Genomic DNA, 20,409 nt, shown 5'->3' with positions numbered 1-20,409 from the left:
CCGATTGCTCAGACCACGACGCCGGTGCGTGACGTATTCGTATTGAGCTTGCGTTCGGCACGCTCCTGTTGCGGCGAGCGATTATAGACCTCGCGATAGCATTTCGAGAAATGCGAAGCGGAGATGAAACCGCAGGCGACCGCCACTTCCACGACCGGCATCGAGGATTGAACCAGCAGGTGCCGGGCGCGATCGAGCCGAATTTCGAGATAGTAGCGCGCCGGAGACCGGCCCATCTCCTGGCGGAAGAGGCGTTCGATCTGGCGACGGGAGAGGCCCGCATCGTCGGCGATCTCCACCAGCGACAACGGCTCGGAGAGATTGTTCTCCATCAGTTCGATGATCGACAGCACTTTGGCATTCTGCACGCCCAGTCGGGCACGCAGGGGAAGCCGTTGGCGGTCATGCGGATTGCGCACCCGATCAGTCAATTGCTGCTCGCAGACCCGGTTGACGAGGTTCTCGCCGAAATCCTGGCCGATCAGGTTCAGCATCATGTCGAGCGATGCCGTGCCGCCGGCGCAGGTATAGAGATTCGAATCGACCTCGTACAGGTCTGCATAGACCTCGGCCTGCGGGAAGGCCTCGGCAAAACCGGGGAGATTTTCCCAATGAATGGCGCACCGCTTGCCGTTCAGGAGGCCGGCCTGTGCAAGCACGTGAGCGCCGGTGCAGAGGCTGCCGACCGCAATGCCGCGGTTGTAAGTTTCCCGGAGCCAGGCGTTCACCGACTTGTTGCGGAATTCTTCGACATAAATACCGGAACAGACGATAACCATGTTCGGACGGTTTTCGCCGGAAAGGTAGCGCCGTTCGTCGGTGAGCGACGAATTCACTTCGAGGCCGATGCCGCTCGATGAATAGACTTTTTCACCATCGACCGAACAGAGCCGCCAAGTATAGGCGGAATAACCAAGCATGCGATTGGCAATACGAAGAGTTTCTACGGCCGCCGAAAACGGCAGCATCGTGAAGTGCGGTACGAGAAAGAAGACGAGGGAACGCTTCTTCATCGGGCTTTTGCTCGTCAGATCCATGCTCTCATTCCCCTGTCAATGGCCGTACTTTGCGGCCCGCTTATACTTTAAAAGCGACATTGACACGGAAAAATAAGGCGGAGAAGGGCTTTTGACGACAGGCCGATGATATTTTTGCGACACGGACGGGTCGCAGGCGTGATCTCTTTCCGAATTGGCTTCTGGAACGGCACTCCGAAATGCACGACCCGTGCCATATCAACGGTACGGGCCGTGCGTCGGGAGGTTATTTACGATCGGTTGCCGCATTGGTCGTCGGCCATCCGATATCCTTGCGGATCTCCGCGGGCAGGCCCTCAAGCACCTTTTCCGTCTGGCGGCGGCGGCGTTCGTTGCGGACTTTCAGGATGAGAAAGAGAGCCGGGCGTAGAAACGAGGCGAACGATGACGGCCGAAACCGGGAGCGATCGCTCTCCTGATAGGTAATCATGGTCATGGCAGTTCTCCTTGGGTATTTCATGGACGGCGCAGACTGGGAGAATGAGCGCTGTCAATCCATCAATCAATCAGATGCAAGTGATGCGTCCCATGAAATTCTGTTCTGTATGGACGCTTGCTTCCGATAATTTGCAGTATGTCGGCCATTTGACATTCAATCAAACGAAATGATATCGTTCTTAAGTTCAGATTTTTTGATGGAGGCCGCCATGACCGTACCTTTCCGTCCGCCGCTCCCGTTGCTCGACAACGATGTGCTGCGAACCTTTGTGGCGATTGCAGAGACAGGAAATTTCTCCACCGCTGCGGAGGCCGTATTGCGCACACCGTCAGCGGTATCGATGCAGATCAAGAAGCTCGAAGAGCAACTTAAGACGACGCTCTTCCTGCGTGATGCCCGCTCCGTAACGCTCACCCAGCACGGCGAAATGCTGCTCTCCTACGCGCGACGCATGCTGGCACTCTCCAATGAAGCGGTATCGCGTTTCGTCATGCCCGAGCTTTCAGGCGTCGTGCGGCTCGGCGCGCCGGATGATATAGCCGAGCGTATCCTGCCGAAGGTCCTCAAGAATTTCGGGGAGGCTTTTCCCGGCATCATGGTGGACGTCACGGTCGACATGAGCATACAGCTCAGGAAGCGCATGGAGGAACAGCGGCTCGACCTGACGCTGATCAATTGCGCCACGCGGCCGTTTCCCACGAGTGGCGAGGTAATCCATACCGAAAAACTGGTCTGGGCCGGTGCCAAGTGCGGTACGGCCTATCTGCGCGATCCTCTGCCGATCTCCGTCTGGGAGGATGGCTGCGTCTGGCGCCAGGATGCCGTCTCGCAGCTCGAAAAGCACAAGCGGCCTTATCGTATCGCCTATGCCAGTGCACATACGATGGCGCAAAGGGCGGCGGTCGTTTCCGATCTGGCGATCGCGCCGTTCCCGCTGTCCTATGTGACGGATGACATGCAGGTTCTCGGCCCGAAGGAAGGCTTGCCGGAGCTGTTCAGCTTCGACATCCGGCTGCTGACCGCGCCACAACTCTCGCACCCTGCCAAGGCAGTTGCGGAAAGCGTCCGCGAGGCCTTTGGCAGCCTTATCGCTGCAGCAGCTTGATCTATCGCTCGGCTGCTGTCCGGTCTCGCCGGATCGCGCTTGTCACTCGCGGCCGCGACGACGCCTGCGACCGCCGTCGCTAGCATCTGCCAGAGCTTTGCGCTCCGGCAGTGTCACGACCGCTGCAAGGTGCGGAAAGGCATCGATCTTGTTCGGCAAGGCCATGGCGGCGACAAAATGCTCCTGAAATCTTGGTTCAAGAGCGGTTTCTATCTTGTCGATTTTCCTCACCGTTTCCTCGATTTCACGACGATACTCGCGATTGAGCAGGCACATGCGCGCACCCGTGCCTGCGGCATTGCCGACCGCCTTGACCCTGGACAGGTCGCAGTCCGGGATCAGACCCAGCACCATGGCGTATTTCGGGTCGATGAAAGTGCCGAAAGCGCCCGCAAGTCCGATCCGATCGACTTGGGTCACGCCCTGCTTGTCCATCAGCAGTTTCACACCGGCGTAGAGTGCCGCCTTGGCAAGTTGGATGGCGCGCACGTCATTCTGCGTCACGGTGAGGCGCTGCTCTCCGTCATGCAGCAGATAGGAGAAGGTGCGGCCGTTCTGCAAGATTCGCGGCGACCGCTCCGCAAGCGCCCCGTCCACAACGCCGTCCTCCGAAATGATGCCGGCGAGATACATCTCGGCGATGACCTCGATGATGCCTGAGCCGCAGATGCCGGTGACGCCGGTCGCGGCCGCTGCTTCGGCAAAACCCGGCTCGTCGGACCATTGCTCGACGCCGATCACCCGGAAACGTGGTTCCAGCGTCAGAGGATCGATACGGACGCGCTCGATGGCACCGGGTGCCGCCCGCTGGCCGGAGGAGATTTCCGCACCTTCGAAGGCCGGCCCGGTTGGCGATGAGGCCGCGACCACGCGACTTGAATTGCCGAGCACGATTTCGGCATTCGTGCCGATATCGACCAGGAGCATCATCTCGTCCTGCCGGTGCGGGCCTTCCGACAGCGTTGCCCCCGCGGCGTCGGCACCGACATGGCCTGCGATGCAGGGCAGGACATAGGTGCGCGTTCCCTCGTTCATCGGCAGGCCGATTTGCGACGATTTCACCCGCACCGCTCCGGAGACCGCCAGCGCAAACGGTGCTCCGCCGAGCTCGGTCGGATCGATGCCCAGAAAGAGATGGTGCATGATCGGATTGCCGACGAAGACGCTGTCGAGGATATCGCCGCGTGATACGCCGCCTTCCGCGCACACCTTGTCGATCAGCCCGTTCAAAGCTTCGCGCACGGCAAGCGTCATTGCCTCGCGGCCGTCCGGGTTCATCATCACGTAGGAGACTCGGCTCATCAGGTCTTCGCCGAAGCGGATCTGCGGGTTCGACGTGCCGGCGGACGCCACCGTGCGGCCTGAAAGCAGCGAGGAGAGATGCATCGCGATCGTCGTCGAGCCGATGTCGCAGGCAATCCCATAGGCCTCGTTTTTAAGACCCGGATAGAGCGCGACGAGGCGAGGCCGCTCGTCCTCGCGATCCTTGTGGATCGCGGCTGTCACCTTCCATTCGCCCTTGCGCAGAATGGATTGAACCTTCGGGATCAGATGGAAATCGACATCGAGATCATCGAAATGCCAATCTGCGGCAAGTGCGGCCTTTAGCCGGTCGAGATCGCCGAGCGGCTTTTCCATATCCGGCTCTTCGACTTCCACGTAACACATGCGAAGCGCCGCGTTGCGGTCGAACACGCGCTCGTCGGCCGCCTTGCGCACGACCTGCGCATTGATCACCGTGTCCTGCGGCACGTCGATGACGAGGTCGCCGAGAATCAGTGCAGAGCAGGAGAGGCGGCGCCCTTCAGGCAGGCTGCGCACGCGATCGTAACGCTCCTCTTTCGGCCCGATCCGGGAAAGATGGTCGTGAGAGGAGGTGATGCCGTGCTTGGCGAAATGTCCCTCCTGCACGGAGATCTGGCAGCGGCCGCAGGTCGCCCGGCTGCCGCAGACGCTCTCCACGTAGACGCCGAGCTGGCGCGCGGCTTCGAGCACCGGCGTGCCGACCGGAAACCGACCGCGCTTGCCGGACGGCATAAAGAGGACGAGGGGATCTTTCATGTGGCCCTCATGTGCACTAACGTTTTGCGCCGGTAATCAATATTCTGGCGTTTTTGGAGTGAAACTTTGCTTGGTTCGCTTTTCCTTCTGGCCCTGCTTTCCACTGAAATGAATTCAGATCGGTTTTCCATTTCGAAAGATCTGCTTCCATTTGGTGTGCCCTCCGAGTTCGCCGACGGTATGTCGCCGGTTCTTACTCTCGAGGAGCTGCTAGCCTGCTTCAACACATATGTCTCGGTCGAAAGGCAACGCCTCCAACTAGGCCTGAAACATTCGACCTTGGCTGTCGAGGAGTCATACGGTGTTGTCAACAAACAAAGGCGTCTTAAAAATGCGCCGAAAGGCGATCTGGACAGGCAGCTCGATGAAATCGAAAAGTCGGCTGCCGAAAACAGCAACCTGATGAAAAACACGCGTGAGTTTTTGCTGCTGCGCACTAAGTTTTTCAAGGAATATCTAGCCTTTGCTGAAGATTGCGGCTCCAAGACTTATCGTTCGCCCGATGTGCGGACGCTTTTCCCAAATGGCGTCCCGAAGCAATAACGGTGGCCCGTGGTTGCGCATCCCTCAACTCTCTGATCTGCTTTCGGGCTGCTTTACTCCATTCTTGCACCAGCGCCAGCCCGGGCGGCACGGCCTCCGCGGCGACCGGCAGATGCGGCGGCAGGCGCAGCCGTAGCGGCTCCGCCTTCCGCCGGCTTGTAGTCGCGATAGGTCATGATCCAGTTGCCGCAATTCTGGTCGGTGCCGTTCAGGACGTTGGCGGCGCGGACGGCTTCCATTTCCTGTGGACGGCAGGGGTTCATGATCGCCGACGTCATGCCCGCGCCGATCACCATCGGGATGAAGCCGGCATTGATACCGTGGCGATGCGGCAGGCCGAAGGAGATGTTGGAGAGCCCGCAGGTCGTGTTGACCTTCAGCTCCTCGCGCAGGCGCCTGAGCAGCGCAAAGACCTGCAGGCCTGCCGAGCCCAGTGCGCCGATCGGCATGACCAGCGGATCGACGACGATGTCATGGGCCTTGATGCCGTGGTCGGCGGCGCGTTCGACGATCTTCTTCGCGACCGCGAAGCGCACGTCGGGATCCATGGAAATGCCGGTCTCGTCGTTGGAGATCGCCACGACCGGCACGTCATATTTCCTGCAGAGCGGCAGGATGGCCTCGAGCTTTTCCTCTTCGCCCGTCACGGAGTTGACCAGCGGCCGCCCCTTGGCGACCTTCAGCGCCGCCTCGATTGCGGCCGTTACGGAACTGTCGATCGACAGCGGCACGTCGACGAGGCCCTGTACGATTTCCAAGGTCCGGACGAGGAGCGGCGGCTCGGTTTCGTTCGGGTTGACGGCGGTCACGCCGGCATTGACGTCGAGCATGGTGGCGCCTGCCGCAACCTGTTCCAGCGCATCCTTGATGACGGTGTCGAAATTGCCTTCCACCATTTCCGCCGCGAGCTTCTTGCGGCCGGTCGGATTGATGCGTTCGCCGATCACGCAGAAGGGCTGGTCGAAGCCGATCACGACTTCCCGGGTTGCGGATGCAACAATGGTGCGGGTCATTAATTCCTCCGGGCATTCCTGCTGGATGCCGAAATGAGTGTTCTTCCTGCTACGTCAGATCGTTTCGCGTCCGCCTGCCTTCACCAGTGTCGCGAGCCGTTCCTTGTCATAGGCCGCTTCAAGCTCGGCCGCAGCCTTATCGGCTTCGGCTTCCAGATCATCGGAAACGACGACAGGATCCGCCTTTCGCCATTCCGCAAGGTAATCATCCGTCTCCGAAGCTCCAGTCCGCATGGCACACATGTCGATCGCCTCGGTGAAGCGAAGCGACAGTTCGCGCTTGGCGGTCTGGCGGCCCTTTTTGACGATCACCTGTGCCGGAATGTCCCGCCAGTAAACGATGATTCGGTCGGCCATGATTTCCTCCATGTTGAAACAAAGCATGCACGGGCAGGGCGCGGGGGACTGCGCTTGCCACGACGTCGCATAGAGCAAAAAGCGACGCGGCTACCAGATACCCTTGGTGAAACCGTGATAGACCCATGTCCAGATCGTCGGCGGAAAGCGCACGACGGAGGGCCCTTGCGGCCGATAGGGCTTCAACGTACCGCCGATCGCATCCTGTAGAGCGCGAACGCTGATGTCGACGCAAGCCGCCGTCATCAGCAGCGGGTAGGTGGCGAGGCTGTCGGCACGGGAGGGCGTCAGCCGCTTCTCGTACAGCGTGCCGCCGGTGTCGATGCCCTTGTCCACCAGATGCACGGTCGTGCCGAAGTTCTTCTCGTCACCTTCGACCAGCGACCAGTATCCGCCCATCTGGCCGCGATACATGGGATTGATTCCGGCATGAAAATTGACGACCGGGCAGGGGATAGCGGCGAGTGTCTGCGGCGACAGGATACGGCAGGAGATGGTGAAGATCGCAGCCGGCTGCAGCTTTGTCACCATGGCCAGACAGGCAGGATCATTCAGTGACGGCACACAGGTCACCGGAATGGCGGGATTTGGCTCGGCGGACAGGCCGTAATCGCGGATGATCTCTGCCGATCGTCTTGCAGCAACGTTCTTGCCGAGTCTGGAGGCAACCATGGTGAGGAGCTGACCGATCGCGGTCGCCCAGCCGAAGCGCCTGGCACGGCGTCTTAACAGCGCGCCCTTCGTTTCAGGTTGTTCCTCGATCACATGCAAATCGGGAAAATGCCGGGCGAGCGCATTGATCATCACCTGCGGATTGGTCCCGCCGGCGGTCATCACCACGATCCGAGAAGAAGTCCGTTCCTGCATATGCAACTCCGCTCAAGCGCAGAGTCGCACTCTTCTCGTGAAGCCGAAAGAAACCGTTAAGCCGAGCGTAACGCTTGCGTGAGGTCGCCGTAGCCGGTGAAGCGGTATTCGTAGGAGAGGCCGAGATAATCAGCCGCCGCACGCGCTTTCTCCTGCAATGTCTCATCTTCCTGCTGGGAGAGATAGACGAGCTTGCGGTAATTGCCGAAATACATGTCCTTCAGTTCAGGGTGTCTGTCGAGGCCAAGTGGCTGGACGACGAAGGCTTCGAACTGGCGAGCGAGGAAATCCGTCAGGAAGAAAGAGAGCAGATCGTCATCGGCCTTGGCCGCAAAGGCCTCGTTGCCGGCGAAGAATGAGTAGCAATGCGGTCCTTCGATCCGCGCGATGCCCTCGCGTTCGCACAGCCGGTCGATCGCGCCGCCAGTGCCGCAATCCGCATAGGCGAAGAAAATCCTCTCGAACCCGTTCTGACGCGCCTCTGCGACCGCCTTTTCGAGTCCCGGCACGATTTTCTGGGGATAGGCGTGCCAGATTGCCGGCAGGCAGTTGAGATCGATATGGTCGAGTCCACTCTGTTCGCAGACCGCGAGAATCTCCCGCGCGATGGCCCCGCAGGCGATCACGTGAACCTTTTCGCGGTTTGAGCGTTCCTTCGCCGGAAATTCTCTTTCCGGAACAATTCGATCCATTTCCATCGGAGTATTCTATCATGACGGCCAGGACAGTCACGGTGATCGCCGCGCTTTTCGCGACGATGGTTTCGCTTTCCTCCTGCGGCAATACCATCCGCGGCGTGGGGCAGGACACGGCGAATGCCGTCAACGCCACCCAGGATGCCGGCCGCAGCGTCGAACGCGCCGCTCGCTGATTAGACTGAACCGCCTTCGCCGCTGGCCAGTCTCAGACGCCGGCGGCGAGGCTGTTATGCCTGCGGCGGATGAACTCCTTCGCCGTTTCGACGGTGACTGCGGCATCGCGGCAATAGGCGTCAGCGCCCACCGCCTTGCCGAACTCCTCGTTAAGCGGCGCGCCACCCACCAGCACGATATAATCGTCGCGGATCCCCTTCTCCTTCATCGTGTCGATAACGACCTTCATATAGGGCATGGTCGTGGTCAAAAGCGCCGACATGCCGATGATGTCGGGCTTTTCCCGCTCGATCGCATCCAGATAGTTCTCGACCGGGTTGTTGATGCCGAGGTCGATGACGTCGAAACCGGCACCTTCCATCATCATGCCGACCAGGTTCTTGCCGATATCGTGGATATCGCCCTTGACTGTGCCGATGACCATCTTGCCAAGCTTCGGTGCGCCGGTTTCAGCAAGCAGCGGACGCAGGATCGACATTCCGGCCTTCATCGCATTGGCCGATAACAGCACTTCCGGCACGAAGAGGATGCCATCGCGGAAATCGATGCCGACGATGCGCATGCCCTCGACCAGCGCCTTGGTCAGGACATCGTAAGGCGTCCAGCCGCGCCCCAGCAGGATATTCGTAGCCTCCTCGATCTCCTCCTTGAGGCCATCGTAAAGGTCGTCGTGCATCTGCTGCACGAGTTCCTCGTCGGAAAGTTCCGAAAGGATGATTTCGTCATCGGACATGGGATTCTTCCCTTCACGTTCGCGGGGCCGGGCAAATCAGACGCTCACCGTCTTCGAATATCTGTACCTTCAAATCGTTTCGCAATTTCTTTCGTATGCGACAGCCGTGCGTCGGAAAAACGACGGATGACGAACGTCAAGAAATGTCTGTCCTGCACAAACCCGTGACGCAGAAAGGCAGGGCTCAGCTTGCACATAGGCCTAGCATGGCGCATCAGAAGGAATGCGCAAAGGCGAGGAACATCATGGACGATCTGAACCAGCAAACGGAACCGGCAGGCGGCGCGGGACGACGCGGCCGCGGCGAACGGGGCGCGGCGGGCCGCCGGGCAGCACGCGCGGGCGGCGGTCCGGGGCCGTCCTTGCCCTACATCACCCGCAGGATCGGCGTCTATGACGTGCTCGACGAAGAGGGTCTGCAGCTCATCGAGCGCAATGCCGACACGATCCTCGAGGAGATCGGCATCGAGTTCCGCGACGACGACGAAGCGCTCGACCTCTGGAGACAAGCCGGCGCCGACGTCCAGGGCCACCGGGTGCATTTCCCGAAAGGGCTCTGCCGCGAACTGCTGAAGACCGCGCCGAAAGAGTTCACCTGGCACGCGCGCAATCCGGCACGTAGCGTGCAAATCGGCGGCGATGCCACCGTCTTCGCACCCGTCTATGGTCCGCCCTTCGTGCGCGACCTCGATGGCAAGCGCCGTTATGCGACGATCGAGGATTTCTGCAATTTCGTGAAACTGTCCTATATGGCGCCGTCCATGCATTCCTCGGGCGGGACGGTCTGCGAACCGGTCGATATTCCGGTCAACAAGCGCCATCTCGACATGGTCTACAGCCATATCAGATATTCCGACAAACCCTTCATGGGTTCGGTCACCGCCCCGGAACGTGCCGAGGATACGGTCGCCATGGCGAAGATCGTCTTCGGCGACGAATTCGTCGAAAACAATTGCGTGACGCTGAACCTCATCAATGCCAATTCGCCGATGGTCTTCGACGGCACCATGCTCGGCGCGCTGAAAGTCTATGCGCGGCACAACCAGGCCTCCGTCGTTTCACCCTTCATCCTGTCGGGCGCCATGAGCCCGGTCACGGTCGCAGGCACGCTGACGCAGATCCTCGCCGAAGTGCTGGCGGGAGCGTCTTTCTCGCAGCTTATCCGAAAGGGCTCGCCGGTCCTTTTCGGCACGTTTGCGGCATCGATCTCCATGCAATCGGGCGCGCCGACCTTCGGCACCCCGGAGCCGTCGCTCGTTTCCTATGGCGCGGCCCAGCTCGCCCGCCGCCTCGGCCTGCCGTTCCGCACTGGCGGTTCGCTCTGCGGCTCGAAGGTGCCGGATGCGCAAGCCGCGCACGAATCCTCCAATACGCTCAACACGACGCTGCTTGCCGGCACGAACTTTGTCCTGCACGCGGCGGGCTGGCTGGAGGGCGGCCTCGTCAGTTCCTATGAGAAATTCATGATCGACCAGGACCAGCTCGGCATGATGCAGAAGATGGCGCAAGGCATCGATCTTTCGGAAGAAGGTCAGGCGCTTTCGGCAATCCGCGAAGTCGGACCGGGCAGCCATTATCTCGGCTGCACGCATACCCAGGCGCATTTCCAGTCAGCCTTCTACCGTTCGGCGCTTGCTGACAACAACTCGTTCGAGCAGTGGGAGATCGAGGGAGAGAAGCGGATCGAGCAGCGCGCCAATGCGCTCTGCCGTGCATGGCTCGATTCCTACGAGGCGCCGCCGCTCGATCCCGCCATCGACGAAGCCCTGCTTGCCTTCATCAAGGATCGCAAGGATTCGATGCCTGACGCCTTTACTTGAAGAGAGCCCGAGGCCGCCAGGGAGCAAGGCGGCGCCAAGCTGGTTGCCGACTTCATCCAGGAAGGAGTCTGGCGCCCGCACTATAAGCATCAGGGGCCGCAATGAGCGGCCTCCCGGCGGTTCTCGACCGGATTTCAGAAGCGCTTGAGCCGCATGGTATCTTCGTCCGCGGCATCGCTAGTTTCGGACCGGACGAGGGGCCGTTGCTGGCGGAAGGATCGAGGGCGCGATCGGTCGTGCTGCTCGGCAATCTGGGCGGGTCGATGTGGCCGGCCTTTGCCAGATGGCGTCGGAGTTATGATGGCCCCGATCCCCTCGATACGTGGTCGAAACAACGGATCCGGCCATTGGCAGAAGAACTCGGAGCAACCGCTTATTTCCCCTCCGATCGGCCTTGGCAACCGTTTCAGCAATGGGCAATGAAGGCGGAAGGGCTGAAGCCTTCGCCGCTCGGTATCCTGATCCATCCGCAATACGGGCTGTGGCACGGCTATCGCGGCGCACTCGGTTTTCCGTTCAAGATTGAAACCAACATCACCAAGCCCGGCCCTCCTTGCGATACCTGCCTGGACAAGCCTTGCCTTACAGCCTGTCCGGTCGCGGCGATCAGCCTGTCCGGCTTCGATATCGCGGCCTGTCGCTCCTATCTCGCCAGCGAGAGGGGTAAGAAAACCTGCATGACTTACGGCTGTCTTGCGCGCAACGCCTGTCCGCTCGGCGCGCAATTCCGCTATCCGCCCGAACAGCTCCGCTTCCACATGGAGGCGCTGATCTAGATTTCTGCCTTGGGGTAAGCCCGTTCCAATCCGCCGGAACGGGTCAGTCCTTCGCGGAAGGCGGCGTAGGCCGGGTGCTGGCTCGACTTGGCGGACTCCATCAACCGCATCTGCAGACGGGCAGGGGCCGTGTTGCCGATCCATTCGCCGCATTTTTGCAGCTTCAGCGAGTTGAGAAACCGCGCTTCCGATGCCTGATCGAGATAGAGATGCAGGCCATCGAGCAGCAGGTCGTCGGAGGTCGGGTTGTCCATCAGCAGCGTGAGCCACGACTGGTTCTCCGGCGAAAACCCTGCAAGGCTTTCCGCCACCGTCTCCCGGCTGCCGATCGGGGATATGCTTGCCATCTGGTCCTCCTCGGCGCTAGCCGCGGCGGCGACGTCTTTCCCGGCCGGAATCGCCGCCCGATTCACTGGCGGTCTTATTGCGCAGCGGACCGATCTTGTCGACGATTTCCTCGATTGTCGGCCGTGGATGTGGCGTATAGTCATCAAGGGCCTTGCGCATGGCCGCCAGATGTTCACAGGACGTGCCGCAGCATCCGCCGATGATCCTTGCGCCTGCATCGCGGGCGAGTCTCGCGTATTCGGCCATCAGCGGCGGCGTGCCGGAATAGAATATCTCCGCACCGCGATATTCCGGAATGCCGCAATTGCCCTTGACGATAGTGATGGCTTCCGGGTCGGCTGCAGTGATGTCGAGCAGGCTCGAAAGGATATCCGAAGCGCCGACTCCGCAATTGGCACCGACGGCGACCGGGCCTTCGCCGACGCTCCTTGCGACGCCGTGTATATCCTTGGGGTCGAGGCCCATCATGGTCTTGCCCGCCGTATCGAAAGATCCCGTATAGGTATAGGGCAGGCCGACCTTCGCGGCGGCCTCTGCCGCGGCACGGATTTCCTCCGGCGAGGACATGGTCTCGATCCAGGCGATTTCGGCACCACCAGCCTTCAGGCCTTCGATCTGCTCTGCGAAGGCAGATACGGCGTCTTCATAGGAAAGCGCGCCGAGTGGTATCAGGAGTTCGCCGGTCGGGCCGACCGAGCCGGCGACGATCACCTTGCGGCCTGCCTTTTCGGCAACCGAGCGCGCGATTTCCGCAGCTCGTTTGTTGAGGTCATAGACCCGGTCATCGGCCTTATGCAGCTTCAGCCTGTGTCGGGTGCCACCGAAGGAGTTGGTAAGGATGATGTCGGCGCCTGCGTCGACGAAATCCTGATGAAGTTTTTCGATCTTCTCCGGCGCCGTTTCATTCCAGAGTTCCGGCGCCTCGCCCGCTTCGAGCCCCATGGCGAAGAGATTGGTACCGGTCGCGCCATCGGCCAACAGCACGCCTTTTTCATTGAGAAGTTCGGTCAGCGCGTTGGCAGTCGGCATCCAGGCTCTCCTTGCAGCAGAAATCGATCATATAAAGATTTCTTTATATGCGTTCAAGTCGCGGCCATCTGCCTCTTCGCGACGTTGGCGTCTCTTATTCCGTCGCTCCCTTTTTCCGTCTCGTGGCTGGCCGGCATGACCATGGCGGCAATGATGGTCTGAAGGTCCAGCATGCCGCTTGGCGTTCCGCTCCCGTCCACCACGATCGCGCGTGACTGGCCCGCCTCGGTCATTTGCCTGGCGGCGGCTTCAAGCGTCGCGTCGGCTGCGAGTCGCAGGCCATCCGGCGTATCGTCGAGCGGCCGCATGACCGTGCGAGCCCGGATGACGCGGCCGCGGTTCACTTCCTTGACGAAGGCGGTGATGTAATCATCGGCCGGTGACAGCACGATCTCCTGGCCGGTCCCCTGTTGTATTACCTGCCCGTCGCGCAGGATGGCGATCTTGTCGCCAAGCCTGAGCGCCTCGTCGAGATCATGAGTGATGAAGACGACGGTTTTCCTGAGCTCCGCCTGGATGTCGAGCAGCACGGTCTGCATATCGACGCGGATCAACGGATCGAGAGCCGAATAGGCCTCGTCCATCAACAGGATATCGGCATCGTTGGTGAGCGCTCGAGCCAGGCCGACGCGCTGCTGCATGCCGCCGGAAAGCTGGTTCGGATAGTGCTTTTCAAAACCGGCAAGCCCGACGCGTTCGATCCAGTGCTGGCCGCGCTTGAGGCTTTCGGAGCGTGGAATGCCCTGGATATCGAGCCCGTAGACGGTGTTTTCGATGACTGTCCGATGTGGCAGGAGCGCGAATTTCTGGAAGACCATCGCCGTCTTGTGGCGGCGGAATTCGCGCAGGTCCTTTTCGTTCATCCGGCAGATATCGATGCCGTCATAGACGACCTCGCCCGTGGTCGGCTCGATCAGCCGGTTGATATGGCGGATCAGGGTCGACTTGCCGGAGCCGGAAAGCCCCATCACCACGGTGATGCCGCCTGCCGGCATGGAGATGCCGATGTCCTTCAAACCCAGCACATGGCCGTGCTTCTCGTTGAGCTCGGCCTTGGTCATGCCGGCCTTGACGGCCTCTATATAGTCGCGGCCGAAAGGCCCGAATATCTTGTAGAGGCCTCTGATCTCGATGCCATGACTAGCCATGAACCACCTCCGAATGCTTTTGTAGTCGCTTGCCGAAGGCCTGGCTGGTCCGGTCGAAGATGATCGCGATCGCCACCAGCGCGAAACCGTTCAGGAACCCGAAGGTGAAGAACTGGTTGTTGATGGCCTGCAGGGTATTTCTGCCAAGCCCGCCGACGCCGACCATGGAGGCAACGACGACCATGGCGAGCGACATCATGATCGTCTGGTTGATGCCGGCCATTATGGTGGGGAGTGCGAGCGGCATCTGCACGTTCCAGAGCTTTTGGCCAGGCGAGGAGCCGAAGGCATCGGCCGCCTCCAGCACTTCCTTGTCGACCAGGCGAATACCGAGATTGGTCAGCCGGATCATCGGCGGTACGGCATAGATCACCACCGCGATCAGCCCCGGCACCTTGCCGATTCCGAAAATCACAACCACGGGAATCAGATATACGAAACTCGGCATAGTCTGCATCACGTCCAGGATTGGATTGATAACGCCCTGGATCCGATCGGAGCGGGCCATCAGGATGCCGATCGGCAGACCGATGACGATAGCAATCAGGGTGGCCACCGTGACGATCGCGAGCGTCACCATCGTATCGCCCCACAGTCCGGACATGCCGATCAGCAGCATGCCGATCGCGGTACCGATGGTGATGCGGAGGCTGCGACTACCGAGATAGACGATCGCCAGCATGATCATCAGCACGACGATCCAGGGCGAATTGGTGAAGAGCCGCTCCAGATAGTTCAGGAACCATTGCAGAGGCGCAGTCACGGCGTCTATGACGTGACCATATTCCCTTACGAGGCCCTTGAAGCCGTCGTCGATTATCTTGCGTGCATCACGGATATACTGATCACTGATGGCCGGGAATTTACAGAGAATGCCCGGCACGAAATCGCAGCTCGCCATGCTTTTCCCCTTGTCTGTTCTATATTTTGCCTTTCGCAGCCCGACATGGCTTTCCGGGTGCGGCGGCAATTTCCGGCAGGTTTCCGCATCTGGAGTATCGCCCGGCGACCACTCCCATGCACCACCGCAGACGACATCGAGCGACGTCCACGACAAATGCAGTTGCCGAAGGCAACGCCCGGAGCATCGCCTTCGGCATATCCACTACCGTCAGAGGGAGGCTTTGACCTTATCGGCGACTTCCGGCGAGACCCACTTGGTCCAAACCTCCGGCATGGTCTCGAGGAAGTGCTTGGCAGCGTCCTCGTTGGTGCCCTGGTTGTCCGTCTGCCACGCGAGAATGCTGTTGACCGTCGCGTTGCTCCATTTGCGATTCTTGATGTAGTCCATCGCAACGCTCGCCTTCTCCGCAAACTGCTTGGTGACAACGGTGAAGGCTTGCGAGGTCGGATAAGAGTTGACCTTGGGGTTTGCGCAGTCCGGCACCGCGGTGCAGGCGTCCCACTCGGCCTTGTCGTGCGGTACGTCGAAGGAGAGCTTCACCATTTCGTATTTGCCGAGGATGGCCGTTGGCGCCCAATAATATCCGAGCCATCCGGTCTTCTTTTCGAAAGCGCTGGCGATCGACCCGTCAAGGCCGGCTGCGGAACCCGTATCGACCAGTTCGAAGCCTTTGTCCTGTGCTGCGAGCGCCTTGTAGAGATTGGCGGTCGAAACCTGACAGTTCCATCCCGAGGGGCAGTTGGTCACCGCACCCTTCGACGGATCTTCGGGGGCCGGGAACAGGTCCGGATGCGCGAGCGCCTGTTGAACCGTCTTGATGTCCGGGTGAGCGTCGGCCAGGAATTTCGGAATCCACCAGCCCTCCACGGCGCCGTCGGCAAGGATTTCCGCGGCGATGATCAGCCGGCCATCGGCAGCGGCCTGGTCGAGCAGGGTGCGCACCGAATTGATCCAGAATTCCGGCGCGATATCCGGCTGACTTTTCTCATTCATGGAGGTGAAGGTCGGCATCGTGTCGCCTGAGACGAGTTCGACAGTGCAATCATACCCTTCTTCGAGAATGATCTTGTCGACATTGGCCGCGACGCCCGCCGAGGCCCAGTTCATCTCCGCAATCGAAATCGAGCCGCAATCGGCCTGCGCCGAGCCGGCAAAGGCATAAAGACCAGCGGCGAAGACAGTGGAAGCAAGCAGTTTTTTCATCTTAAGACCTCCCAGTCTTATCGTTCCAAATGTTCACTTCGGTGGATGTCCAGCAGGGCCATCCGCTAGCGCGGGCGCAGCGCATGCAACCGGTGGATGCTGCCGCGCGAACGTTGCTGGGCGATGCGTCTTTTCGCATCTGCGGAATGCTGTCACAGATACTGCGCATTTATATGTCAGCCCAATGCAAGGTACGGTTTCCCCAACAGAAATCAACCTGTCCCGGGCAAGTGCGCGCCGCGCGGGCAAATATCAAACCTTTGTCTGAGCTCGATTCCCGGTCGAAAAATCATCATTTGCCATCGTTCTCAGCGACAATTCCAGCGTGCGGAACAGATGGTACATGGTACGCGAAAAAGTCACGCCCGAGATTTGACGTTTTGTAGTCGATTAGCGCCGTTTCCAGCAGTCCGAAATTTTTCGAAAAAGACGAAAAATAAGAAATTCACGCAGCTTACCGCCCGTAATAACCATCCGGTAAGAATGTCGCGCTATTGGTTTCAATGCGGGCGGTTAGCTTGCCTTTGGCACCGGATCAGGTAGTGCGTACCGGTTGCCCTTGCTTCCCCGGCGGAACCTTACCCTTTTCGGCGACGGGCATTTTCATCTTCCGATTGTTGTCGAACTCACCGCCGTCGTATCCGAGCGGGCCTTGCGGCAGCGGAGATTGACACCTATCTCCAAAGCCTTCACCATTGCCAGGCAATGCAAATCCAGAGTCATCACCACCAACAGGGCCGGACGCCTCTCTTGTCTACGAATCGTCCGGTCCCCTCTGGAACAGGCTCCTTTCTTCCATGACACGCTCCGGTCACGTCACGTTCGTCCTCGGCGGTGCCCGTTCGGGCAAATCCGGCTTTTCCGAAAAACTCGCCCGGGAGACCGGCTTTGAACGCCACTATATTGCGACCGGCCGCGCCTATGATGACGAAATGAGGCAGCGGATCGCCCGTCACCGAGCCGATCGCGGCGAAGGATGGGTGACACATGAAGTGCCGGTCGATCTCGTGTCGCGCATCGAAGCAATCGATGCGCCGGGCAGGGTAGCGCTTGTCGATTGTCTCACGCTCTGGATCACCAACCTCATGATGGAAAATCGGGATATCGATGCGGTAGGCGAAATGCTTGTCCGAAGCTTCGCTCCCCTTGCTGGCCGTCTGATCCTCGTTTCCAACGAGGTGGGGCTTGGCATCGTGCCGGAGAACAGAATGGCGAGGGAGTTCCGAGACCATGCCGGGCGCCTGCATCAGAAGATCGCCGCGGCGGCTGATGAGGTCTTCTTCATCGCCGCCGGTCTGCCGCTGAAGATGAAGGGTTAGAAACCGACCCAGATCCGCACCGGGTGGGCCGGATCGGCGAGCAGTTTGAGCGCCAGGGCAAGGCAAGAAAGAACCAGCAGCGGCTTGATCAGCTTCGCGCCGCTCCTCATCGCCATCCGCGAGCCGACCTGAGCACCGAAGAACTGGCCGATCCCCATCAGAAGGCCGATCTTCCAGAGCACCGAACCCGTTGCGGCAAAGATCAGGAAGGAGCCGAAGTTCGATCCGAGATTGATGAGCTTGGTATGGGCGGTCGCCTTCAGCATGCCGAAACCGGCGAGCAAAACGAAGCCGAGCATATAGAAGGAGCCCGCACCCGGACCGAACACACCGTCGTAAAGCCCCACCAGGGGAACAACAGTCAGGCCGAAAACAAATGGAGTCACCCGTTGGTGGCTGTCGCTGTCGTTGAGGTTCGGTTTGACTGCGAAAAAGACGGCGATCGCGATCAGCAGGAAGGGGATTGCTGCCGCGAGCCACTTGGCCGGCACCATGGAGGCGAGGATGGCGCCTATGGCTCCGCCGAGAAGCGACATGGCCGCCATCGGCAGCTGTTTTCTTAAGTTGACATGGCCGCGCCGGGCGTAGGCGATTGTCGCCGAAGCGGAACCGAATTGCGATTGCAGCTTGTTCGTTGCGATCGATTCCAGCGGCGGAATGCCGGCGATCAGCATGGCCGGAATGGTAATGAGCCCGCCGCCACCGGCGATCGAATCCACAAAACCGGCAAAAAAAGAGGCGAGGAAAAGCATCAGGACGAGATGCGAGGCAAGGTCGTTCAAGGGAAAAACTCGGTAAGCGGCGAAATGCGCGAAATAAGACGCGGCGCGCTTCTCGCATCGAATGTGGATTGACGCAAGGCAATCTCGCTCGAAGTCGCCATGCCGCCGGGGATTGCGCTGCAAACGTTTGGCGCTATTGTGCGCCGCCTTGAAAGCCGCCGAATATGGGGATGAAGCATATGCATAAGGTCATTTTCGATACGGATCCGGGCGTTGATGACGCCATGGCCCTGCTTTTCCTGCATCGGCATCCCGAGATCGACCTTCTCGGCGTGACGACGGTCTTCGGCAATGTGCCGCTGGAGCTGACCACCCGCAATGCGCAGTTCCTGCATCGGGAATGGAATATCTCCGCACCCATCTCGATTGGCGCCGAAAGCACGCTCGACCCCTCGCGTCGCGACGATCGAGCGGCATCCGTCGTGCACGGCGCCGATGGCCTCGGCAATATCGGCGTGCCGCAGACGATCGACTGGCCGCTTGATTCGCGTCCCGCCTACCAGTTCATCATCGAGACCGTGCGGGCCAATCCGGGCGAGGTGACGCTGGTTGCCGTCGGCCGCATGACAAACCTGGCTTTGGCGCTGAGGGCTGATCCGGGCATCGCAGGCCTCGTCAAGGAAGTGGTCGTCATGGGCGGCGCCTTCGATGTGATCGGCAACGTGACGCCTGCTGCCGAGGCGAATATCCACGGCGATCCGGAAGCGGCCGACGTTCTTTTCACCGCACCGTGGAAAGTGACCATCGCCGGGCTCGACGTGACGATGAAGACGATCATGACCGCCGAATATCTCGACGTCATGGTCAAATCGGGCGACCAGTCCGTACAGCTCCTCTCGGACCTGTCCCAATATTATATCGACTTCTACAAGAGCCGCGTCGGCATTGCCGGCATGGCCGTGCATGACAGCACGGCCTGTGTTTACCTGGTCCGGCCGGACCTTTTTACCTTGCGCAGCGGTGCCGTGCGCGTCGTCTGCGGCGGCATTGCCGACGGCGCGACGATCCAGTCGCCGGACCATGGCCGCAAATTCACAGGAAGCCCTTGGGATGGGCACCCGAGCCAGCGGGTCTGCACGGATGTCCGATCTGAAGAGGTGCTGGAAGTCATCCGTGCGGCGCTTGTGGAAGGTCGCCATTCGATTGCTGTTTAGGCAACAGTTCCAGCGCAAATTGACGCTCTCGAAAACGAGGCCATTGGCATTTGAGATCGATTTCCCTATGTGGGACGTTGATTTTGATATTCTTCAGAGGACATGGGCGTGACTGCTACATTCGACAAAGTTGCCGACATCATCGCTGAGACCAGCGAAATCGATCGCGAAACGATCACGCCGGAAAGCCATACGATCGATGACCTGGGCATCGACAGCCTCGACTTTCTGGATATCGTCTTCGCCATCGACAAGGAATTCGGCATCAAGATTCCGCTGGAACAGTGGACGCAGGAAGTGAACGAAGGCAAGGTTTCGACCGAGGAATATTTCGTCCTCAAGAACCTCTGCGCCAAAATCGACGAGCTGAGGGCGGCAAAGGGCTGACCGCCCGCCGGCAATCTCATGCTGCTCGAATACTTCCAGATGATCGACCGCGTCGAAGCGGTCGATCTAGGCGCCAAACTCCTCAAGGCGCGGTCGGTCGTGCCGGCTAAAAGCCCGGTCTTCGAGGGCCATTTTCCCGGAATGCCGCTGGTTCCGGGCGTCCTCCTGATCGAAACCATGGCGCAGGCCTCGGGTTTCCTGGTGCTCGCCGCCACGAATTTTGCCGCCATGCCTTTCCTGATGTCGGTCGACGGCGCCAAGATGCGCACGTTCGTCGAACCGGATGCCGTCCTCGACATCGAGGCGTTTCTGGAGCATGAGGGTTCGGGCTACGCCGTCACCAAGGCGAAGATTACGAGTGCCGGCAAGAAGGTATGCGACGCGCAGCTCAAGCTGCGCACCATGCCCTTCAGCGAAATCCCGCTGGCGCCGATTGTCCGCAAGCGCGCGGAAGAGGTCGGCCTTATGGACGCGCTCGCCGCAAAGGCATAAGAGCCATTCATCGTTCACGG

Annotated in this window: 23 protein-coding genes; 9 read left to right on the top strand and 14 right to left on the bottom strand. The window is 60.0% G+C overall.

Annotated elements, in window-relative coordinates:
* Window positions 1–8: 8 nt before the first annotated feature.
* Together QEO92_RS10570 and QEO92_RS10565 are read right to left on the bottom strand one after the other, a co-directional pair.
* The gene (locus tag QEO92_RS10570) at window positions 9–1,037 is read right to left on the bottom strand and encodes a GlxA family transcriptional regulator (protein WP_227702950.1); all 1,029 of its coding nucleotides are present in this window, start codon (window positions 1,035–1,037) and stop codon (window positions 9–11) included.
* Between the two features lie 226 nt (window positions 1,038–1,263).
* Window positions 1,264–1,473: a hypothetical protein gene (locus tag QEO92_RS10565; RefSeq protein WP_037147219.1), complete on the bottom strand. Its 210-nt coding sequence runs from the start codon at window positions 1,471–1,473 to the stop codon at window positions 1,264–1,266.
* Between the two features lie 211 nt (window positions 1,474–1,684).
* On the opposite strand from QEO92_RS10565, the gene QEO92_RS10560 reads away from it, so the two are divergent.
* Complete coding sequence (locus QEO92_RS10560) at window positions 1,685–2,581, top strand: LysR family transcriptional regulator (RefSeq protein ID WP_152601054.1); 897 nt, start codon at window positions 1,685–1,687, stop codon at window positions 2,579–2,581.
* 42 nt (window positions 2,582–2,623) lie between these two features.
* Here QEO92_RS10560 and QEO92_RS10555 read toward each other — a convergent pair whose 3' ends face one another.
* The gene (locus tag QEO92_RS10555; RefSeq protein ID WP_227702949.1) at window positions 2,624–4,642 is read right to left on the bottom strand and encodes an ASKHA domain-containing protein; all 2,019 of its coding nucleotides are present in this window, start codon (window positions 4,640–4,642) and stop codon (window positions 2,624–2,626) included.
* 66 nt (window positions 4,643–4,708) lie between these two features.
* On the opposite strand from QEO92_RS10555, the gene QEO92_RS10550 reads away from it, so the two are divergent.
* Complete coding sequence (locus QEO92_RS10550; protein WP_227702948.1) at window positions 4,709–5,185, top strand: hypothetical protein; 477 nt, start codon at window positions 4,709–4,711, stop codon at window positions 5,183–5,185.
* 53 nt (window positions 5,186–5,238) lie between these two features.
* On the opposite strand, the gene QEO92_RS10545 is transcribed toward QEO92_RS10550, so the two are convergent.
* The 4 genes from QEO92_RS10545 to QEO92_RS10530 form a co-directional block, all read right to left on the bottom strand.
* Window positions 5,239–6,198 (bottom strand): methyltetrahydrofolate cobalamin methyltransferase, encoded by a 960-nt coding sequence (locus tag QEO92_RS10545; RefSeq protein ID WP_227702947.1) that lies wholly within the window; start codon window positions 6,196–6,198, stop codon window positions 5,239–5,241.
* A gap of 54 nt (window positions 6,199–6,252) precedes the next feature.
* Window positions 6,253–6,555 (bottom strand): virulence factor, encoded by a 303-nt coding sequence (locus QEO92_RS10540; RefSeq protein WP_227702946.1) that lies wholly within the window; start codon window positions 6,553–6,555, stop codon window positions 6,253–6,255.
* 90 nt (window positions 6,556–6,645) lie between these two features.
* Window positions 6,646–7,422, bottom strand: coding sequence for a formyl transferase (locus tag QEO92_RS10535; RefSeq protein ID WP_227702945.1), 777 nt, complete (start codon window positions 7,420–7,422; stop codon window positions 6,646–6,648).
* A 56-nt stretch (window positions 7,423–7,478) separates the two neighbouring features.
* Complete coding sequence (locus QEO92_RS10530; RefSeq protein ID WP_407722075.1) at window positions 7,479–8,114, bottom strand: DUF1638 domain-containing protein; 636 nt, start codon at window positions 8,112–8,114, stop codon at window positions 7,479–7,481.
* A 65-nt stretch (window positions 8,115–8,179) separates the two neighbouring features.
* Between QEO92_RS10530 and QEO92_RS10525 the strand changes: the two genes are divergently transcribed.
* Window positions 8,180–8,293 carry an entericidin domain-containing protein gene (locus tag QEO92_RS10525; RefSeq protein ID WP_227705135.1) on the top strand — a complete coding sequence of 38 codons (114 nt, stop codon included), beginning with the start codon at window positions 8,180–8,182 and terminating at the stop codon, window positions 8,291–8,293.
* A gap of 32 nt (window positions 8,294–8,325) precedes the next feature.
* Here QEO92_RS10525 and QEO92_RS10520 read toward each other — a convergent pair whose 3' ends face one another.
* A complete protein-coding gene (locus tag QEO92_RS10520) occupies window positions 8,326–9,027 on the bottom strand; it encodes a corrinoid protein (RefSeq protein WP_227702944.1) in 702 nt (233 codons plus the stop codon).
* 245 nt (window positions 9,028–9,272) lie between these two features.
* Here QEO92_RS10520 and QEO92_RS10515 point away from each other — a divergent pair, with 245 nt between their 5' ends.
* Both QEO92_RS10515 and QEO92_RS10510 read left to right on the top strand, forming a co-directional pair.
* On the top strand, window positions 9,273–10,847 hold the full coding sequence (locus QEO92_RS10515; protein ID WP_227702943.1) for a trimethylamine methyltransferase family protein: 1,575 nt from the start codon (window positions 9,273–9,275) through the stop codon (window positions 10,845–10,847).
* A 101-nt stretch (window positions 10,848–10,948) separates the two neighbouring features.
* Window positions 10,949–11,623 (top strand): ferredoxin, encoded by a 675-nt coding sequence (locus tag QEO92_RS10510; RefSeq protein ID WP_227702942.1) that lies wholly within the window; start codon window positions 10,949–10,951, stop codon window positions 11,621–11,623.
* On the opposite strand, the gene QEO92_RS10505 is transcribed toward QEO92_RS10510, so the two are convergent.
* The 5 genes from QEO92_RS10505 to QEO92_RS10485 all read right to left on the bottom strand — a co-directional run bounded on the left by QEO92_RS10505 (window position 11,620) and on the right by QEO92_RS10485 (window position 16,255).
* Window positions 11,620–11,970 carry a hypothetical protein gene (locus tag QEO92_RS10505; RefSeq protein WP_227702941.1) on the bottom strand — a complete coding sequence of 117 codons (351 nt, stop codon included), beginning with the start codon at window positions 11,968–11,970 and terminating at the stop codon, window positions 11,620–11,622. The genes QEO92_RS10510 and QEO92_RS10505 overlap by 4 nt on opposite strands.
* A gap of 16 nt (window positions 11,971–11,986) precedes the next feature.
* The gene (bmt, locus tag QEO92_RS10500; RefSeq protein ID WP_227702940.1) at window positions 11,987–13,000 is read right to left on the bottom strand and encodes a betaine--homocysteine S-methyltransferase; all 1,014 of its coding nucleotides are present in this window, start codon (window positions 12,998–13,000) and stop codon (window positions 11,987–11,989) included.
* Window positions 13,001–13,053: 53 nt separating this feature from the next.
* Window positions 13,054–14,148 carry a quaternary amine ABC transporter ATP-binding protein gene (locus QEO92_RS10495; RefSeq protein WP_227702939.1) on the bottom strand — a complete coding sequence of 365 codons (1,095 nt, stop codon included), beginning with the start codon at window positions 14,146–14,148 and terminating at the stop codon, window positions 13,054–13,056.
* Entirely contained in the window at window positions 14,141–15,049 is a 909-nt protein-coding gene (locus QEO92_RS10490) for an ABC transporter permease (RefSeq protein WP_227702938.1), read from the bottom strand. The genes QEO92_RS10495 and QEO92_RS10490 overlap by 8 nt, the downstream gene beginning before the upstream one ends.
* A gap of 210 nt (window positions 15,050–15,259) precedes the next feature.
* A complete protein-coding gene (locus QEO92_RS10485; RefSeq protein ID WP_227702937.1) occupies window positions 15,260–16,255 on the bottom strand; it encodes an ABC transporter substrate-binding protein in 996 nt (331 codons plus the stop codon).
* A 797-nt stretch (window positions 16,256–17,052) separates the two neighbouring features.
* Between QEO92_RS10485 and cobU the strand changes: the two genes are divergently transcribed.
* Complete coding sequence (gene cobU, locus QEO92_RS10480) at window positions 17,053–17,574, top strand: bifunctional adenosylcobinamide kinase/adenosylcobinamide-phosphate guanylyltransferase (protein WP_227702936.1); 522 nt, start codon at window positions 17,053–17,055, stop codon at window positions 17,572–17,574.
* Here the strand turns inward: cobU and QEO92_RS10475 are convergent.
* Complete coding sequence (locus tag QEO92_RS10475; protein ID WP_227702935.1) at window positions 17,571–18,356, bottom strand: TSUP family transporter; 786 nt, start codon at window positions 18,354–18,356, stop codon at window positions 17,571–17,573. The genes cobU and QEO92_RS10475 overlap by 4 nt on opposite strands.
* A 179-nt stretch (window positions 18,357–18,535) precedes the next feature.
* Here QEO92_RS10475 and QEO92_RS10470 point away from each other — a divergent pair, with 179 nt between their 5' ends.
* The 3 genes from QEO92_RS10470 (at window position 18,536) to QEO92_RS10460 (ending at window position 20,389) form a co-directional block, all read left to right on the top strand.
* Window positions 18,536–19,510 (top strand): nucleoside hydrolase, encoded by a 975-nt coding sequence (locus QEO92_RS10470; RefSeq protein ID WP_037148481.1) that lies wholly within the window; start codon window positions 18,536–18,538, stop codon window positions 19,508–19,510.
* A 102-nt stretch (window positions 19,511–19,612) separates the two neighbouring features.
* A complete protein-coding gene (locus QEO92_RS10465) occupies window positions 19,613–19,897 on the top strand; it encodes an acyl carrier protein (RefSeq protein WP_003495848.1) in 285 nt (94 codons plus the stop codon).
* A gap of 18 nt (window positions 19,898–19,915) precedes the next feature.
* Window positions 19,916–20,389 carry a 3-hydroxyacyl-ACP dehydratase FabZ family protein gene (locus QEO92_RS10460; RefSeq protein WP_037147172.1) on the top strand — a complete coding sequence of 158 codons (474 nt, stop codon included), beginning with the start codon at window positions 19,916–19,918 and terminating at the stop codon, window positions 20,387–20,389.
* The last annotated feature ends 20 nt before the right edge of the window (window positions 20,390–20,409 follow it).

Origin of the sequence: Neorhizobium petrolearium, from assembly GCF_029854435.1 — a bacterium.
In the GTDB taxonomy this organism is placed as follows: domain Bacteria; phylum Pseudomonadota; class Alphaproteobacteria; order Rhizobiales; family Rhizobiaceae; genus Neorhizobium; species Neorhizobium petrolearium.
The sequence above is the reverse complement of the archived record's forward strand: the minus strand, read 5'-3'. Positions and strand labels throughout refer to the sequence as shown.

Bases quoted from the DNA above. Each gene is read 5' to 3' on its own strand.
- QEO92_RS10510 (WP_227702942.1), top strand. From the start codon at position 10,949: ATGAGCGGCCTCCCGGCGGTTCTCGACCGGATTTCAGAAGCGCTTGAG.
- QEO92_RS10565 (WP_037147219.1), bottom strand. From the start codon at position 1,473: ATGACCATGATTACCTATCAGGAGAGCGATCGCTCCCGGTTTCGGCCG.
- bmt (WP_227702940.1), bottom strand. From the start codon at position 13,000: ATGCCGACTGCCAACGCGCTGACCGAACTTCTCAATGAAAAAGGCGTG.
- QEO92_RS10540 (WP_227702946.1), bottom strand. From the start codon at position 6,555: ATGGCCGACCGAATCATCGTTTACTGGCGGGACATTCCGGCACAGGTG.
- QEO92_RS10465 (WP_003495848.1), top strand. From the start codon at position 19,613: ATGGGCGTGACTGCTACATTCGACAAAGTTGCCGACATCATCGCTGAG.
- QEO92_RS10495 (WP_227702939.1), bottom strand. From the start codon at position 14,148: ATGGCTAGTCATGGCATCGAGATCAGAGGCCTCTACAAGATATTCGGG.
- QEO92_RS10555 (WP_227702949.1), bottom strand. From the start codon at position 4,642: ATGAAAGATCCCCTCGTCCTCTTTATGCCGTCCGGCAAGCGCGGTCGG.
- QEO92_RS10460 (WP_037147172.1), top strand. From the start codon at position 19,916: ATGCTGCTCGAATACTTCCAGATGATCGACCGCGTCGAAGCGGTCGAT.
- QEO92_RS10490 (WP_227702938.1), bottom strand. From the start codon at position 15,049: ATGGCGAGCTGCGATTTCGTGCCGGGCATTCTCTGTAAATTCCCGGCC.
- QEO92_RS10560 (WP_152601054.1), top strand. From the start codon at position 1,685: ATGACCGTACCTTTCCGTCCGCCGCTCCCGTTGCTCGACAACGATGTG.
- QEO92_RS10470 (WP_037148481.1), top strand. From the start codon at position 18,536: ATGCATAAGGTCATTTTCGATACGGATCCGGGCGTTGATGACGCCATG.
- QEO92_RS10525 (WP_227705135.1), top strand. From the start codon at position 8,180: ATGGTTTCGCTTTCCTCCTGCGGCAATACCATCCGCGGCGTGGGGCAG.
- cobU (WP_227702936.1), top strand. From the start codon at position 17,053: ATGACACGCTCCGGTCACGTCACGTTCGTCCTCGGCGGTGCCCGTTCG.
- QEO92_RS10545 (WP_227702947.1), bottom strand. From the start codon at position 6,198: ATGACCCGCACCATTGTTGCATCCGCAACCCGGGAAGTCGTGATCGGC.
- QEO92_RS10520 (WP_227702944.1), bottom strand. From the start codon at position 9,027: ATGTCCGATGACGAAATCATCCTTTCGGAACTTTCCGACGAGGAACTC.
- QEO92_RS10515 (WP_227702943.1), top strand. From the start codon at position 9,273: ATGGACGATCTGAACCAGCAAACGGAACCGGCAGGCGGCGCGGGACGA.
- QEO92_RS10505 (WP_227702941.1), bottom strand. From the start codon at position 11,970: ATGGCAAGCATATCCCCGATCGGCAGCCGGGAGACGGTGGCGGAAAGC.
- QEO92_RS10570 (WP_227702950.1), bottom strand. From the start codon at position 1,037: ATGGATCTGACGAGCAAAAGCCCGATGAAGAAGCGTTCCCTCGTCTTC.
- QEO92_RS10530 (WP_407722075.1), bottom strand. From the start codon at position 8,114: ATGGATCGAATTGTTCCGGAAAGAGAATTTCCGGCGAAGGAACGCTCA.
- QEO92_RS10535 (WP_227702945.1), bottom strand. From the start codon at position 7,422: ATGCAGGAACGGACTTCTTCTCGGATCGTGGTGATGACCGCCGGCGGG.
- QEO92_RS10485 (WP_227702937.1), bottom strand. From the start codon at position 16,255: ATGAAAAAACTGCTTGCTTCCACTGTCTTCGCCGCTGGTCTTTATGCC.